Origin of the sequence: Blastococcus saxobsidens (genome assembly GCF_010682065.1) — a bacterium.
In the GTDB taxonomy this organism is placed as follows: domain Bacteria; phylum Actinomycetota; class Actinomycetes; order Mycobacteriales; family Geodermatophilaceae; genus Blastococcus; species Blastococcus saxobsidens_B.
Map to the genome: position 1 here is coordinate 61,119 of NZ_JAAGWG010000015.1, position 15,021 is coordinate 76,139.

Sequence of the window (15,021 nt, forward strand, 5' to 3'; positions counted from 1 at the left end):
GGGTCAGAACGGCGGCGGTTCGGTGCTGGCCACCAGGCCGGTGGGCGCGCTGACGGTGAGCGTGCCGTCGGGCTCGAGGTCGTAGGTCCAGCCAGGGGCCTGGTGCTTGCCGCGGTGGTGGCCGGTGCAGAACCCGGTCAGGTTCGCCGCCGAGGTCGGCCCGTCGGGATAGGGCGTGCTGTGGTCCAGCTCGCCGCCCCGGGGGACGCGGCGGCGGCAGCCGGGGAACCGGCAGCGGCGGTCGCGGGCGCGCAGGAACCTGTCCAGCGCGGCGCCCGGGCGGTACCCGTCGGTGGGTGGGGGTGGACCGAGCCCGGGGCGGCCGGCCAGGTCGTGGTCGCAGACGCCGGGTCTGCGGGCGCAGGCCGGGCGGCCGCAGTGCGCGTGCCGGCGGAGCTCGCGGCTGTCGGTGAGCGCAACCAGCGCCCCGGTGAGCTCGTCGACCACCGCGATCCGCGGCCGGTCCACCAGCGTCCCGCCGGCCGACCGGTCGAGCAGCGCAGCGAGCTCGGCCCGCTGGGCGTCGGTCGCGGCGGTCAGCGCCGCAAGATCGGAGTGGGCGGCGTCGATGCGACCGGCTGGACCGCGCCGCCAGTCGTGCTCGTCCTGTCGATCGGCCAACCAGGCGCGGCCCACCGCTGCCGAGGCGCTGCCGACGGCCCGGTCCAACCGGAGCAGGGCAAGGCCCGCGTCCTGGACCGCCGCATGCGCAGCAGCCCACGAGCTGCCGCGGGCGGCCGCGGCAGGTCTCGCGTCGGCGGTGCGGGTGGTCGGAGCCGGTTCCGCGCCTGCGTCGGGCGGAGGGCCCGGAGCCGGTCCTGTGTCATCCGCGACCGGGACGCGGCGGGGCGCGTGCCGGTCGTCGTCGTTGTCCTGTGGTGACTCCTCGATCCACGGCGGCTCGTCGTTCCACCACTGGAGCTGCACCTCCGGCGGTGGGTCGTCCTCGCCGCGCCACACGCCGGCCAGGGCGCGCTCCTCCAACTCTGCCTCCCACCGCCGGTCGGCCTCGCACAGCCACTCCGGCCAGCTCTCGGGTGCGGAGCTCCCGGGATCCCACACGGTCGCCGGGAGTGCGGCCGCGGGTTCCGGCGGCTCGGCGGGGGCGGCAGGTTCCGGCAGCAGGCCCAGGCCGCGGGCCAGCGCGCGCACCATCTTCGCCGGCACCGGCTCGCCGCCGATCTCACCGGGTACATCACCACCGGCGAGGGTGCGCGCCCCCGCCACGACGGTGAGGTGCGCCTGCACCGGCGGGAGAGCGTGCTCGCCGCGGCGCAGCACGAGGTCGAGCAGGACGTCGGCCATCTTCTGCCCACGGGTCCGGGTGTCGTCCGGGTCGTCCAGCTGGTCCGCGTACTGCCCCAGCACGTCGACCATCGCCTGGGCCTCGGGCACGGTGAGCAGCGACTCCAGCACCGCCATGCCGTCCCGCCGGTCCGGCCGCGCCCAGACACCGCGCTCGCGGAGTGCCCGCAGCAGCCGTTCGGCGTCGAGCCGGGCCAGGCCCATCCGGCGAGCCTTCGCGGCGAGCTGCGCCGGCGTGGTGACCCGCCCGGCCGCCCACGCGACGAGGTCCCGCTCCATCCTCAGGCGGACCTCGTCGTCGCCGATGCAGCCGACCCGCTCGAGCATCGTCCACAGGTGACCGACATGGAGGGTGCCCGCCTCCAGTGCGGCGAGCGTGCCGGGTAGCCGGCGCACGAGGGTCGACGACCGCTCGAGCAGCTGCTGGGCCGCCTCGGTGGAGAGCGAGAGGGCCAGCGCCAGCTCCTGCGTCGCCCACTCGCTCACGTCGACCAGCACCTGCGGTCGCGCCGCACGCCGAGCGGCGCTCATCGCGCCCGGCTCTCCGGGCTGCCGGTCCACCGACGCCGGTCGGGACGCGGCGAACTCGGCCACCGCGCGGGCCCGCACCGCCGTCTGCCGAGCGATCTCGCGGTCGGCCGCCTGCACCGCACCGAGCGGGCCTGAGGCCCAGCCCGCAGCGGGCGCGCCGCCGTCCGCGACGGTGCGGGTGGGCGCCTCCTCCATGCCTTCGATCGTATGTTCGACCACCGACACTTTCGGCGCGGAAAGGGATCCGGACCCCTGGGCGAGGCGATCAGACCGGGGGGAGGACTCCGACCGTGGCGGCGATGCCGGTGAGGTGCGCCAGCCGCAGCAGCTCCGACCGGCGGAACGCCGGCCCGCCCGAGCGGCCGAGGACGAGCGCCCGGCCGGCGCCGAAGGGCACGGCCATCATCTCGATGGCCATCTCCTGCCAGCGCTCCGGCAGCCAGGAGTCGTCGCTCGGCAGCAGCCGCGGCCCCGACAGCGGCAGCCACGGCAGCGTCAGGCCGGTGAAGACCGGCGCCGCCTCCGACGCCGCGAGCACGGCCCCCTCGGGCAGCGGTGCCGGCTGCCCGGCGCCGTCCAGGACGGCCGCCCAGCTGCTGTGGAACACCCGCGGCAGTTCCGTGGCCAGCAGCTCCGTCGGCGCCCGCTCCCCACGGGACAGCGCCTCCAGCAGCTCCAGTTCGCGGTGGGTGTCCAGCGGCCCGGCGAAGGGCCGCAACGACTCCACCTCGACCCCGGGGACGCTCCGGGCGGCGGTGATCAGGCTGTCGGGCAGCCGGTCGGCCGGCAGGTCCACCACGATGTCGTCGACGGCGATGCCGTGGGCGCGCTCCAGGACGTCGAGCGAGACGATGTCGACGCCCGCCGTGCCCAGTGCGGTGGCGACGGCGCCGAGCGCGCCGGGGCGGTCGGGCACGACCAGGCGCAGGAGATAGGACACGGTTCCTCCGGGGGAGTCCTCGCCGGTTGCGGGCCGATCTCCGTCGATCGCGATCGGGAGCACCCTCTCACGCTGACCAGCGGCCGGAGGGGCCCACGTACAGTGACCCGGTCACGTCCCGGCCCCGGAGCGGGCCGCCGGGCATCGCCGAAGTGGAGTTCCACCGCAGCATGAGCACCCCCTCCCCGAAGGGCCAGCTGACCCGCGACGAGGTGGCGCACCTGGCGCACCTGTCCCGGCTGGCCGTGAGCGACGAGGAGCTGGACCTGTTCGCCGGTCAGCTCGCCGCCGTGCTCGACGCCGTCGCCCAGGTGGGCAAGGCCGACGTCGCCGACGTCGCCCCCACCACGCACGCCGTGCCGATGACCAACGTCATGCGCCCCGACGTGGCCCGGCCGAGCCTGCCGCGCGACGTCGTCCTCGCCGGCGCGCCCGCGGCGGAGGACGGCCGCTTCCGCGTGCCGCGCATCCTGGGGGAGGAGGCGTGATGACAGCCGACATCACGGCCAGCAGCGCCGCCGACCTGAGCAGCGCGCTGCAGTCCGGCGAGCTCAGCTCCGTCGACGTGACGCAGGCCTACCTCGACCGCATCGCCGAGACCGACGCCACGATCGGCGCCTACCTGCACGTCGACGCCGAGGCGGCCCTGGCCGCCGCCGGCGCCGTCGACGCGGCCCGGGCCACGGGCGAGGAGCTGGGTCCCCTCGCGGGGGTCCCGCTGGCGCTCAAGGACGTCGTCGTCACCGAGGGCGTGCCCACGACCAGCGGCTCGAAGATCCTCCAGGGCTGGCGGCCGCCGTACGACGCCACCCTGGCCGCCCGGCTGAAGGCGGCCGGCACGGTGCTGCTGGGCAAGACCAACATGGACGAGTTCGCCATGGGCTCCTCCACCGAGAACTCCGCCTACCAGGTCACCCGCAACCCCTGGGACACCGACCGCATCCCCGGCGGCTCCTCCGGCGGGTCCTCGGCGGCCGTCGCCGGTGGCCTCGCCCCCTGGTCCATCGGCACCGACACCGGTGGCTCGATCCGCCAGCCGGCCGCCGTCACCGGGCTGGTCGGGCACAAGCCCACCTACGGTTCGGTGTCCCGCTACGGGCTGATCGCGTTCTCCTCCAGCCTCGACCAGGCCGGACCGATGACCCGCACGGTGCTCGACGCCGCCCTGCTGCACGAGGCCATCGCCGGGCACGACCCGCTGGACTCCACGAGCATCGACTCGCCGGTGCCGGTGCTGGCCGATGCGGCCCGCCGCGGCGCCGAGGGCGACCTGTCCGGCCTGAAGGTCGGCGTCGTCACCGAGCTCGGCGGGGAGGGCCACGCCGACGGCTACGACGCCGGTGTGCTCGCCCGGTTCGCCGAGACCGTCGCCCTGCTGGAGAGCCTGGGCGCGGAGGTCCGGCAGGTCTCCTGCCCCGCCTTCGACCTGGCGCTGCCCGCCTACTACCTGATCGCGCCCAGCGAGGCATCGTCCAACCTGGCCCGCTTCGACGGCGTCCGGTACGGCGTGCGTGTCGGCGACGACGGCAGCCGCGACCTCGACGAGGTCATGGCGCTCACGCGCGAGCAGGGCTTCGGCCCCGAGGTCAAGCGCCGGATCATCCTCGGCACGTACGCGCTGTCGGCCGGCTACTACGACGCCTACTACGGGCAGGCGCAGAAGGTCCGGACGCTGATCACCCGCGACTTCACCACCGCCTGGGACGACGTGGACGTGCTCGTCAGCCCCACCAGCCCGACGGTGGCCTGGTCGATCGGCGCCCGCGTCGACGACCCGATCGCCATGTACGCCGCCGACCTGTGCACGCTGCCGGCGAGCCTGGCCGGCGTGCCGGCGATCTCGGTGCCCTGCGGCCTGTCCGAGGGGCTGCCGGTCGGCTTCCAGGTCATGGCCCCGGCGCTGGCCGACGACCGCTGCTACCGGGTGGCCGCCGCCCTCGAGGCGGCCCAGGACGCCGCCCGCGGGCACACGTTCCTCGCCGGGATGGAGAACACCCCCTCATGAGCGACACCCTGGTCGACTACGACGAGGTCCTGACCCGGTACGAGCCGGTCATCGGTCTGGAGACCCACGTCGAGCTGGGCACCGCGTCGAAGATGTTCTGCGGCTGCTCGACGACCTTCGGCGCCGAGCCCAACACCCAGACCTGCCCGGTCTGCCTCGGCCTGCCCGGTTCGCTGCCCGCGGCGAACGCGGCCGCGATCGAGTCGACGATCCGCATCGGCCTGGCGCTGGGCTGCCGCATCGCCACCTGGGCGCGGTTCTCCCGGAAGAACTACTTCTACCCGGACATCCCCAAGGGCTTCCAGACGACGCAGTACGACGAGCCGCTGTGCACCGCAGGGCACCTGGACGTCGAGGTCGACGGCGAGACATACCGCGTCGAGGTCGAGCGGGTGCACCTGGAGGAGGACACCGGCAAGAACCTGCACGTCGGTGGCTCGACCGGCCGCATCCACGGCGCCGACCACTCGCTGATCGACTACAACCGCGCGGGCATCCCGCTGGTGGAGATCGTCACCCGGCCCATCCCGGGCGCCGGCGCGAAGGCGCCCGAGGTCGCCAAGGCCTACGTCACCGAGCTGCGCGAGATCCTGGTCGCCCTCGGCGTCTCCGAGGTGCGCATGGAGCAGGGCAACCTGCGCTGCGACGTCAACACCTCGCTGGCCCCGATCGGCAGCCTCGAGTGGGGCACCCGCACCGAGACCAAGAACGTGAACTCGCTGCGGTCGGTCGAGCGGGCCGTGCGCTTCGAGATGCGCCGCCAGGCCGCCCTGCTCGACGAGGGGCAGCGGATCTTCCAGGAGACCCGGCACTTCCACGAGGACACCGGGTCCACCTCGCCCGGCCGCAGCAAGGAGGAGGCGACCGACTACCGGTACTTCCCCGAGCCCGACCTCGTGCCGGTCGCCCCGGACGAGGAGTGGGTGGCCTCGCTGCTCGCCGAGCTGCCCGAGCTGCCGGCCGCCCGCCGCACCCGGCTCTCCGACGAGTGGGGCATCTCGCCGACCGAGATGGCCTGGCTGGTCAACGCCGGCGCCGTCGAGCTGGTCAGCGAGACCGTCGCCGCCGGCGCCTCGCCCGGGGACGCCCGCAAGTGGTGGCTGGGCGACCTCGCCCGCCGCGCCAACGACGCCGGCACCGAGCTCGGCGAGCTGGCGGTCACCCCGCAGCAGGTGGCCGAGCTGATCGGGCTCATCTCCGCCGGCACGATCAACGACCAGCTGGCCCGGCAGGCGCTCGACGGCGTGCTGGCCGGCGAGGGCCGCCCGGCGCAGGTCGTGGAGGCCCGCGGGCTCGCCGTCATGGGGGAGTCCGACGAGCTGGTCGCCGCCGTCGAGGCCGCGATCGAGGGCAACCCCGACGTGGCCGACAAGGTGCGCGGCGGCAAGCTGCAGGCGATCGGCGCGCTGGTCGGTGCGGTCATGAAGACGACCCGCGGCAAGGCCGATGCCGCCACCGTGAAGCGGATGCTCGAGGAGCGCCTGGTCGGCGACTGAGTTCGGAACCCTCCGGGCGCCCCGTCACGCGGAGTGGGGCCCGGAGGGTTCCGCGCAGGCGTGACTCAACGGCCCGGCGGAGCCGGGAACGGCACCTGGCCGCGGTGCAGTCCGGAGGACTGCGATGTCACCGCGGTTCTCCTCGGCCTGCACGAGGGGAGCCGTTCGGCCTGGTGCAGGTCTACCGGTTCGACGACGAGCCGGAGTCGCTGGCCGAGCTCGGCACCGTGTGCCCGGTCCCGCCGGGCGCGCTCGGCATCGACTACCTGGTCGGGGAGCCGGAGGCCCGCGGACGTGGGCTGGGCGCGGCCATGATCGCGGCGGCCGTCGCCCGCGGCTTCGCCGACCACCCGGACGCGCGGGACGTGCTCGTGCCGGTGGCCCTGGGCAACGAGGCGTCGTGGCGGGCGCTGCGCCGCGCGGGCGCCACCTGGACCCCCGGGACCACGTCGTCCACCGGTTCACGCGGTGACGCGGAGCGGGATCGGCGGCAGGGTCTACAGCGGGGACTGCGGCTGGCCGCCCGGCGGCCGGATCCGGAGCACCTTGTCGTCGCCCTCGCCGGGGGTGCCGATGCCGTCCTTGTTCGACGTGGTCACCCAGAGCGCGCCCTCGGCGTCGAGGACGACGGTGCGCAGCCGGCCGTAGCGGCCACCGAGCACCTCGTTCGTGGCGTCCTCCACCGGGGCGCCGTCCTGGTCGAGGGTCAGCACGTGCACCCGCTCGCCGTCCAGCGCGCCCAGGAACACCGTGCCGTTGACGACGGCGCACCCGCCGAGCCCGCCTTCCTCGGCCGGGATGGCCACCAGGGGCGGTGCCGCCGCGTCCCCACCTTCGGCGACGACCTCGAACTCGTCGGGGCCCTCCCGCGCCTCGTCGGTGGCGTAGATCCGCTCCTCGTCCTGGCACAGCGCGGTGACGTCCCGGTGGCCCCGGCTGAACACCGGGTCGGGGCCCACCCCCCGGCCGAAGACGTCGATCCGCAGCACCTTGCCCGCCAGCGACGCCGGGTCTGCGGCCAGCGCCGGGTCGCCGGCGTCCCCGGTGCCCACGTAGAGGCTCCCGTCCAGGCCGGTCATCAGGGCCCCGCCGTTGCCCACCTCGCCGCGCGGGATGCCGGTGAGCACCGGGTTGGGGGTGCCGCCGACGGGGAAGCGCACGACCCGGTTGTCGGTGGCGGTCGAGATGTAGGCGAACAGCAGCCCGTCCTCGAGAAAAGTGGGGGAGAGGGCCAGGCCCAGCAGCCCGCCGTCGCCGGCGGTGTCGATGCCGGGGACGACCATCAGCTCCTGGGCAGGTGAGCGGTCGGGGAACACCTGGAGCAGCCGACCGGTCTCGCGCTCCCCGACGATCGCCGAGCCGTCGGGGAGCAGCACCAGGCCGGTGGGCACGGTGAGATCGGTGGCGACGACGTTCGGGTCGCCGCCCTCCTCGCCGGAGCCCGGCTGCGCGGGGCCCGGCGGGATGCCGGTCGGCGGCGGGCCGACCTTCGGCGGCGCCCCCTCGGGCAGCGGGCGGAAGGGGCCGGCGGGCTCGTAGCCGCCGTCGCCGCAGGCGGTCAGCAGCAGGCCGGTCAGCACCGCGGCGAGCACCCGCGGCCCGCGCCACGCCCTGGTCGGCCTCACCCGACTCACAGTACGTGCGTGCCGCCCACGGCTCGCGCCGCTCGCGGGGGAGTTCCTAGGTTGGGCGGGTGACGATCCTCGACCTCGCCCCCGACGAGACACTGCACGTGCTCGTGCCCTCGCGCGGTCTGGCCGCCGCCGTGGAGTCGGTCTCGCCGCGGGTGCGCGCCCACCGCACGGGTCCCGACGACGGTCCACCCGAGGGCGGGGCGGCGCTGGCCCGGATGTGGGTGCCCCGGTCGGTCGGTGGCCGGCTGCCCGACGACGCCTTCTTCGCGGCGCTGCCCCGGCTGCAGGTCGTGCAGCTGCTCACCGCGGGCGCCGAGCGGTTCGTCGGCCGGCTTCCCGAGGGGGTGCTGCTGTGCAACGCCCGCGGCGCGCACACGCCGTCGACCGCCGAGTGGGTGCTGGCCGCCACGCTCGCCGCGCAGCGCGGGCTGCCGTCCTTCGTGCGCGAGCAGGACGCGCGCCGCTGGTCCGCCGCCACGCACCGGTCGCTGGTCGGGGCCCGCGTCCTCGTCGTCGGCGCCGGGGACATCGGCCGCGCCGTCGGGCGGATGCTGGCCGGGTTCGACGTGCAGCTGACCTACGTGGCGCGCACCGCCCGGGAGGGCGTCGAGGCGATCGACGACCTGCCGGCCCTGCTGCCGCACGCCGACGTCGTGGTCCTCCTCGTGCCCGTGACGCCGCAGACCACCGGCCTGGTCGATGCCGGCTTCCTCGCCGCGATGCCCGACGGCGCGCTGCTGGTCAACGCCGCCCGGGGCGTGGTCGTCGACACCGACGCACTCGTGGCCGAGCTGTCGACCGGCCGGCTGCGCGCCGCGCTCGACGTGACCGATCCCGAGCCGCTGCCCGCGGAGCACCCGCTGTGGTCGGCGCCCGGGCTGCTGCTCACCCCGCACGTCGGTGGCGCGGTGCCCGCGACCAACGAGCGGGCGGCCGAGGCGGTCACCGCGCAGGTCCGCCGGGTCCTCGCGGGCGAGCCGCTGCAGAACGTCGTCGGCGACTACTGAGGGGGCGCCGGCCGCGCAGGGGGAGCCGGCACCTCGAGGCGGCCGCCCGAGAGCTCGGCGAGGCGGGGCAGGTCGCGCGCCCGGATCACCGGCAACCGCAGCTCGGTCCCCGCCGTCGTCACCAGCCAGAGCTCGCCCCGGCGGGCGACCCGGATCCCGGCGACCTCGGTCCACGGCACGGTCCGGCGGCCGACGAGCGCCTGGATCGCCAGGCCGTCGGCCGAGATGTCGACGCCGGTGCGCAGCACCCACACCCCGATCACCACCGGGACGAGCAGCAGCACCGGCGTCCAGGGGGCGGCGAAGGCCAGCGGGACCACGCAGAGCGCCAGCAGCGCCACGGGGAAGAGGGCGGTGCGGGTCATCCGCAGGCGGGCGGGGGAGTCCACGACCACCGATCCTCCCAGACCCCTCACCCGGAGAGCCGGGACAGCTTCGCCGCCGTGCCGGTGCCGTCGACGGCGGTGTAGACGACCACCTGGACGCCGGGGGCGTCGGCGGGGGTCACCTGGTGGTGCTCCAGCACCAGGGTGCCGACGACGGGGTGCTCGAAACGCCGCTCGGTGGAGCTGAACCGGTCCACGTCCCGGCTGGCCCACCCCTCGCGGAAGCTGGGACTGGCCTCCTGCAGCCGGGTGACCAGATCCACGACCCCGGGATCGGCCAGCCGCGGACCGACCTCCGCGCGGAACTGGGTGAGGAACCGTCGGCTGTCGGTCTCCCAGTCGCCGAGCAGGTCCCGGACGGCGGGATCGGTGAACACGGCCCACAGCAGGTTCCGGTCCGCGGCGGCGGCGACGCCGGGGTAGAGGCGCTCGTAGGCCCGGTTCCACCCCACGATCGACCAGCTCGAGGTGATCGCGTAGGCGGGCGAGGGGCCGAGGGCGTCCATCAGCCGCTGCAGGTGGGCGGGCACGGCCTCCGACGACCGCTCCGCAGGTGCGCCGCCGTGGCCGGCCAGCCGCAGCACGTACTCGTGTTCGGCCGGCGACAGCCGCAGCGTCCGGGCGAGGGCGTCCACCACCTGCCGGGAGGGGTGGATGTCGCGGCCCTGCTCGAGCCACGTGTACCAGGTGTGGCTCACCCCGGCGAGCAGCGCGACCTCCTCCCGGCGCAGCCCCGGTGTGCGGCGGTTGCCGCCCGCGACCAGACCCACCGACGCGGGCGACACCTGGCGGCGGCGGGAGCCGAGGAACTCGGCCAGCTCCCGGCGGGCTGTGGCGGTCACGGCGCGTCCTCTCGGTGGTGGTATCGATACCAGTATCAGCCCGCCCCGGATGCCCGCCGCGAACCGGCCTAGCATTCCCACCCGTGACGATCGGCGAGGACCTCATCCCGGGCAACGACTCCGCCAGCGCGACGCGCAGTCCGCTCAAGCCGCGCAGCTACGAGGTGACCGACGGGGACGCCAAGGCCCCCGCCCGCGCCATGCTCCGCGCCGTCGGCATGGGTGACGAGGACATGGTCAAGCCGCAGATCGGCGTCGCCTCGTCCTGGAACGAGATCACCCCCTGCAACCTGTCGCTGGACCGGCTGGCCAAGCGGGCCAAGGACGGCGTCCGCGCCGCCGGCGGCTTCCCGATGGAGTTCGGCACCATCTCCGTCTCCGACGGCATCTCCATGGGGCACGAGGGCATGCGCGCCTCGCTGGTCTCCCGCGAGGTCATCGCCGACTCGGTGGAGACCGTCATGTTCGCCGAGCGGCTCGACGGCTCGGTGCTGCTGGCCGGCTGCGACAAGTCGCTGCCCGGCATGCTCATGGCCGCGGCCCGCCTGGACCTGGCCAGCGTCTTCCTCTACTCGGGCTCGACGATGCCGGGCAAGCTGGGCGACCGCGACCTCACGATCATCGACGTCTTCGAGGCCGTCGGCGCCTGCGCGCGCGGGCTCATCACCCGCGACGAGCTGACCGCGATCGAGAAGGCCGCCTGCCCCGGTCAGGGTTCCTGCGGCGGCATGTACACCGCCAACACGATGGCCAGCGTCGCCGAGGCGCTCGGCATGGCCCTGCCCGGCAGCGCCGCCCCGCCGGCCCCGGACAGCCGCCGCGACGACTACGCGGTCGCCTCCGGTGAGGCGGTCGTGAACCTGCTCCACAAGGGCATCACCGCGCGCCAGATCATGACGAAGAAGGCGTTCGAGAACGCGATCACCGTCGTCATGGCCCTGGGCGGCTCGACCAACGCCGTCCTGCACCTGATGGCGATCGCGCACGAGGCGCAGGTGGACCTCGAGCTCGAGGACTTCAACCGGATCGGTGACCGGACGCCGCTCCTGGCCGACGTGAAGCCCTTCGGCCGCTTCGTCATGACCGACGTGGACCGCATCGGCGGCGTCCCCGTGGTGCTGCGCGCGCTGCTCGACGCCGGGCTGCTGCACGGCGACGTGCTCACCGTGACCGGGAAGACCATGGCCGAGAACCTGGCCGAGATCGCCCCGCCGGACCCCGACGGCGCGATCATCCACGCGATGAACGACCCGATCCACCGGACCGGTGGGCTGTCGGTCCTGCGCGGGTCGCTGGCGCCGGAGGGCGCGGTCGTGAAGTCGGCCGGTTTCGACGCCGACGTCTTCGAGGGCACCGCCCGGGTCTTCGACGGCGAGCAGGGGGCGATGGACGCCGTCACCGAGGGCACGCTGAACCCCGGTGACGTCGTGGTGATCCGCTACGAGGGCCCGCGCGGCGGGCCGGGGATGCGCGAGATGCTCGCGGTCACGGGCGCGATCAAGGGCGCGGGTCTGGGCAAGGACGTCCTGCTGCTCACCGACGGTCGCTTCTCCGGCGGGACGACGGGGCTGTGCATCGGTCACGTCGCGCCGGAGGCCACGGACGGCGGCCCGATCGCGTTCGTCCGCGACGGCGACCGCATCCGGCTGGACCTGACCACCCGGACCCTCGACCTGCTGGTCGACGACGCCGAGCTGGCCGAGCGCGCGGTCGGCTGGCAACCGCTGGCGCCCCGCTACACGACCGGTGTCCTCGGCAAGTACGCCAAGCTGGTCGGGTCGGCGGCGAAGGGCGCGATCTGCGGCTGACCCCTTGGGGTGACCGGCACCGGTGACGGCTCGTCGCCGGTGCCGGGGGTGCCGACCACAGACCCGTGACCACTGGGGAGACCGGCGTGCCCGTCCGGGGCGCGCCCCGGCGGCCGGTGCCCGTGCTCCCTCTGCCCGGCGTCCGCGACCCGCGGTCGCGGCGCGAGTCGGCGGTCGCGTACTGCCTGCTGGCCGTGCTCGCCGTGCTGGCAGTGGCGCTGCGCGCCGTGCTCGGCACGGAGGCGTCCCGGCTCTTCCCCGCGCTGCTCGCGGTGGCCTCCGCCGTCGCGGCGGTCGTCGTCGCCCGGCACGGGAAGCGGCTGGACCCCCGGTCCCGCCGGCCGTGGCGGGCGCTGGCCTCCGTCGCCGCCCTGCTGACGCTCGGTCAGCTGATCGCCCTGGTCGACCCCGCGAACGGGGAGCTGAGCGGCTGGGCCCAGCTGCCGCAGGTCGCCTGCGTGCCCCTCGCGCTCGCGACGTGCCTGCTCCTGATGCCCTCGAGGGCGGGTCGCCGCCCCGGCGTGCGCGAGCTCCTGGACGGCGCGATCGTGCTGACCGCCGTCGTGCTGGTGGGCGTCGTGGTGCTCTCCGACGCCATGGCCCACAGCTCCGGTGTGGTCGGCGCCCTGCTGGTCGTGGGGTACCCCGTCTCGGGGGCGTTGCTCTGCGGCGTCGGGCTGATCACCGTCTCCCGTGCCGACCGCTCCCGCCGGCGGGCCGCCGTGTGGCTGCTCGTCGCGATGGCGGCCCTCGTCGTCGTCGCCGTCTCCGGCGCGCTGGCCAACGTCGTCGGGCTCGAGGCCTCCGGCGTGCTGACCATCCTGGCCTGGACGGGCATGGCCGCCGCCGGCGTCCGCGCCGTGGACAGCGATCCGGGTGCGCCGGTGGCGCGCCCCGAGGAGCCCTCGACCCCCGCCCTCTTCGGCCTCGTGGTCAGCCACGGGACGGCCTACGGCGTGTCCGCCATGGTGGTCCTGGTGCTCAGCGCCGGGCACACCTTCACCACCTCCGGGCAGGTCCTCACCGGCCTGGTGATCGCCCTGACGTCGGCGCGGGGCCTGCTCTGGGCGGTCGACGGCGCCCGGTTGACGCGCCGGCTGGCGCAGACCGAGGCCTACTTCCGCGCCCTGGCGGCCAGCGCGGAGGACGTCACGGTCGTCCTGGACGACGGCGGCCACGTGCGCTGGCTCTCCGGTGCCGTCCAGGGGCAGCTGGGCTGGCACGCCGACGACCTCACCGGTCGCCGGCTGGCCGACCTGCTCCACCCCGCCGACCGGGAGGTCCTCGCGCGGGTCGTCGCCGACGTCGGCGCCGCGCAGGCGTCCGCCCCCACGGTCCGGCTGCGCACCGGCGACGGCGAGGAGCGGGACGTGGAGGTCGCCGGGGCGGCGCGTGCCGGGGTGCCGGGCACGGCGCTGCGCGAGGGGCTGGTGCTCCACCTGCGGGACGTGACCGCCCGGCGGTCCAACCAGCGCGAGCTGGAGCGGATGGCCTACACCGACTACCTCACCGGGCTGCCCAACCGGGCCCGCTTCATGGCCGCCCTGGAGGAGGCCCTCGCACGCGCCACCGACGGTGACCCCGGCTGCGTGCTGCTCGTCGACCTCGACGGCTTCAAGGCGGTCAACGACGTGGCCGGCCACGACGCCGGTGACCGGCTGCTCGTGCAGGTCGCCGACCAGCTTCGCGCCGGAGCCCGGGAGCAGGACCTGGTGGCCCGGCTCGGCGGCGACGAGTTCGCCCTGCTGGTGCCGGGCGGGCCCGACGAGGCGATGGGCCTGGCCGAGCGGCTGGTCGTCGCGCTGGACCGATCGTTCCGGGCATCGACCCCGGGCGACGACGGGAACGGCCCGCTGTTCGCGGTCTCGGGCAGCATCGGGCTGGCCGAGATCGACGGCTCCGGGAACGTGCCGGCCGTCGTCCGCCAGGCCGACCTGGCGCTGCGGGCGGCGAAGGCTGCGGGGAAGCGCTGCGTGCGCTCGTCCGGCGAGGCGATCGACGCCGCGATCGGCCGCCGCACCCGGCTCGCCCGGGACCTGCCGGCGGCGCTTGAGGAGGGGCAGCTGCGCGTCGTCTACCAGCCCGTCGTCGGCGTGCACGACCGGCGCGTGCTGGGGCTGGAGGCCCTCGTCCGGTGGGACCACCCGCTGCTGGGGACCGTGCCGCCCGACGAGTTCATCCACCTGGCGGAGGAGGACGGCCTCATCGTCCCGCTGCAGCGCTGGGTGCTCGACGTCGCGGTCCGGCACGCCGCGGTGCTGCTCGCCGACGGCTGGGACGTCCAGATGGGCGTCAACGTCTCGGTGCGCCACCTGCAGGCCGGTTGCCTGGCCCCCGACGTCGCCGCGGCGCTGGCCGCGGTGCAGCTCCCGCCGGGCAAGCTGGTGCTGGAGCTGACCGAGTCGGTGCTGCTGGACACGCAGGACGCGCTGCTCAGCGACCTGGAGACGCTGCGGGGGATGGGCGTCGTGCTCGCCCTCGACGACTTCGGCCGGGGCTGGTCCTCGCTGGCCTACCTCGCGCGGCTGCCCGTGCAGGTGCTGAAGATGGACACGGAGTTCGTGGCCGGCATCGATGAGGGCCCCCGCGGTCGCGCCCTGGTGGCCAGCGTCGTGGAGCTCGGCCGGACCCTGGGCATGGACGTCGTCGCCGAGGGCGTGGAGACCGAGGCGCAGCTGGCCGAGCTGCGGACGATGGACTGCCGCTTCCTGCAGGGCTACCTGTTCGGCCGGCCGATGTCCTTCGCGGACCTGCGCGCGCTGCTGGACTCCTTCGACCCGGCCGTGCTGGACGTGAGCGGAGCAGATCTGGACAAGGGTGTCCACATGGTGGGACAGGTCGGTTGACGTCCCGCCTCGGGTAGGCGCACTCTGTCGGAGTGCCTCGCACCAGCATGCCCGCAGACGCCCGCACCAGCGGCGTCCTCGTACTCGCGTAGCGCGTCCGGTCACCGACCGACGCGCTGACCCTTCGTGCCCGTGGCACGAGGGGTTTTTTGTTGGCCGTGACCTGCCGCACAGCGAGCACGCTGATTGCCGCACCAGCCCGTACCACGCCGCAAGGCACA

Annotated in this window: 11 protein-coding genes and 1 pseudogene; 7 read left to right on the forward strand and 5 right to left on the reverse strand. The window is 75.1% G+C overall.

Features of this window, described 5'->3' with window-relative positions; translation table 11 throughout:
• Positions 1-3 precede the first annotated feature (3 nt).
• Both GCU60_RS11600 and GCU60_RS11605 read right to left on the reverse strand, forming a co-directional pair.
• Positions 4-2,031 (reverse strand): HNH endonuclease signature motif containing protein, encoded by a 2,028-nt coding sequence (locus tag GCU60_RS11600; RefSeq protein WP_163205332.1) that lies wholly within the window; start codon positions 2,029-2,031, stop codon positions 4-6.
• 70 nt (positions 2,032-2,101) lie between these two features.
• Entirely contained in the window at positions 2,102-2,776 is a 675-nt protein-coding gene (locus tag GCU60_RS11605) for an ACT domain-containing protein (protein ID WP_163205334.1), read from the reverse strand.
• A gap of 170 nt (positions 2,777-2,946) precedes the next feature.
• On the opposite strand from GCU60_RS11605, the gene gatC reads away from it, so the two are divergent.
• From gatC to GCU60_RS22085, 4 genes and pseudogenes are all read left to right on the forward strand, one after another.
• Positions 2,947-3,264, forward strand: coding sequence for an Asp-tRNA(Asn)/Glu-tRNA(Gln) amidotransferase subunit GatC (gatC, locus tag GCU60_RS11610; protein WP_163205336.1), 318 nt, complete (start codon positions 2,947-2,949; stop codon positions 3,262-3,264).
• Entirely contained in the window at positions 3,264-4,781 is a 1,518-nt protein-coding gene (gene gatA, locus GCU60_RS11615) for an Asp-tRNA(Asn)/Glu-tRNA(Gln) amidotransferase subunit GatA (protein ID WP_163205338.1), read from the forward strand. The genes gatC and gatA overlap by 1 nt, the downstream gene beginning before the upstream one ends.
• The gene (gene gatB / locus GCU60_RS11620; protein ID WP_163205340.1) at positions 4,778-6,277 is read left to right on the forward strand and encodes an Asp-tRNA(Asn)/Glu-tRNA(Gln) amidotransferase subunit GatB; all 1,500 of its coding nucleotides are present in this window, start codon (positions 4,778-4,780) and stop codon (positions 6,275-6,277) included. The genes gatA and gatB overlap by 4 nt, the downstream gene beginning before the upstream one ends.
• A 173-nt stretch (positions 6,278-6,450) precedes the next feature.
• Positions 6,451-6,648: pseudogene (locus GCU60_RS22085) on the forward strand (GNAT family N-acetyltransferase); the annotation flags it as partial.
• Between the two features lie 126 nt (positions 6,649-6,774).
• On the opposite strand, the gene GCU60_RS11630 reads toward GCU60_RS22085, so the two are convergent.
• A complete protein-coding gene (locus GCU60_RS11630; RefSeq protein WP_163205342.1) occupies positions 6,775-7,902 on the reverse strand; it encodes a PQQ-dependent sugar dehydrogenase in 1,128 nt (375 codons plus the stop codon).
• 68 nt (positions 7,903-7,970) lie between these two features.
• Between GCU60_RS11630 and GCU60_RS11635 the strand changes: the two genes are divergently transcribed.
• Entirely contained in the window at positions 7,971-8,918 is a 948-nt protein-coding gene (locus GCU60_RS11635; protein ID WP_345770545.1) for a 2-hydroxyacid dehydrogenase, read from the forward strand.
• Here GCU60_RS11635 and GCU60_RS11640 read toward each other — a convergent pair.
• Both GCU60_RS11640 and GCU60_RS11645 read right to left on the reverse strand, forming a co-directional pair.
• Positions 8,912-9,307 carry a PH domain-containing protein gene (locus GCU60_RS11640; RefSeq protein WP_345770546.1) on the reverse strand — a complete coding sequence of 132 codons (396 nt, stop codon included), beginning with the start codon at positions 9,305-9,307 and terminating at the stop codon, positions 8,912-8,914. The two genes, GCU60_RS11635 and GCU60_RS11640, sit on opposite strands and share 7 nt — an antisense overlap.
• A 23-nt stretch (positions 9,308-9,330) precedes the next feature.
• A complete protein-coding gene (locus tag GCU60_RS11645) occupies positions 9,331-10,146 on the reverse strand; it encodes a helix-turn-helix transcriptional regulator (RefSeq protein WP_345770547.1) in 816 nt (271 codons plus the stop codon).
• A gap of 83 nt (positions 10,147-10,229) precedes the next feature.
• On the opposite strand from GCU60_RS11645, the gene ilvD reads away from it, so the two are divergent.
• On the forward strand, positions 10,230-11,954 hold the full coding sequence (gene ilvD / locus GCU60_RS11650; RefSeq protein ID WP_163205347.1) for a dihydroxy-acid dehydratase: 1,725 nt from the start codon (positions 10,230-10,232) through the stop codon (positions 11,952-11,954).
• Positions 11,955-12,019: 65 nt separating this feature from the next.
• Positions 12,020-14,800, forward strand: a complete 2,781-nt coding sequence (locus GCU60_RS11655) for an EAL domain-containing protein (RefSeq protein ID WP_163205349.1) — start codon at positions 12,020-12,022, stop codon at positions 14,798-14,800.
• Positions 14,801-15,021: the final 221 nt, after the last annotated feature.

Coding starts and splice junctions, on each gene's coding strand:
- GCU60_RS11600 (WP_163205332.1), bottom strand. CDS start 2,031: ATGGAGGAGGCGCCCACCCGCACCGTCGCGGACGGCGGCGCGCCCGCT.
- gatC (WP_163205336.1), top strand. CDS start 2,947: ATGAGCACCCCCTCCCCGAAGGGCCAGCTGACCCGCGACGAGGTGGCG.
- gatB (WP_163205340.1), top strand. CDS start 4,778: ATGAGCGACACCCTGGTCGACTACGACGAGGTCCTGACCCGGTACGAG.
- gatA (WP_163205338.1), top strand. CDS start 3,264: ATGACAGCCGACATCACGGCCAGCAGCGCCGCCGACCTGAGCAGCGCG.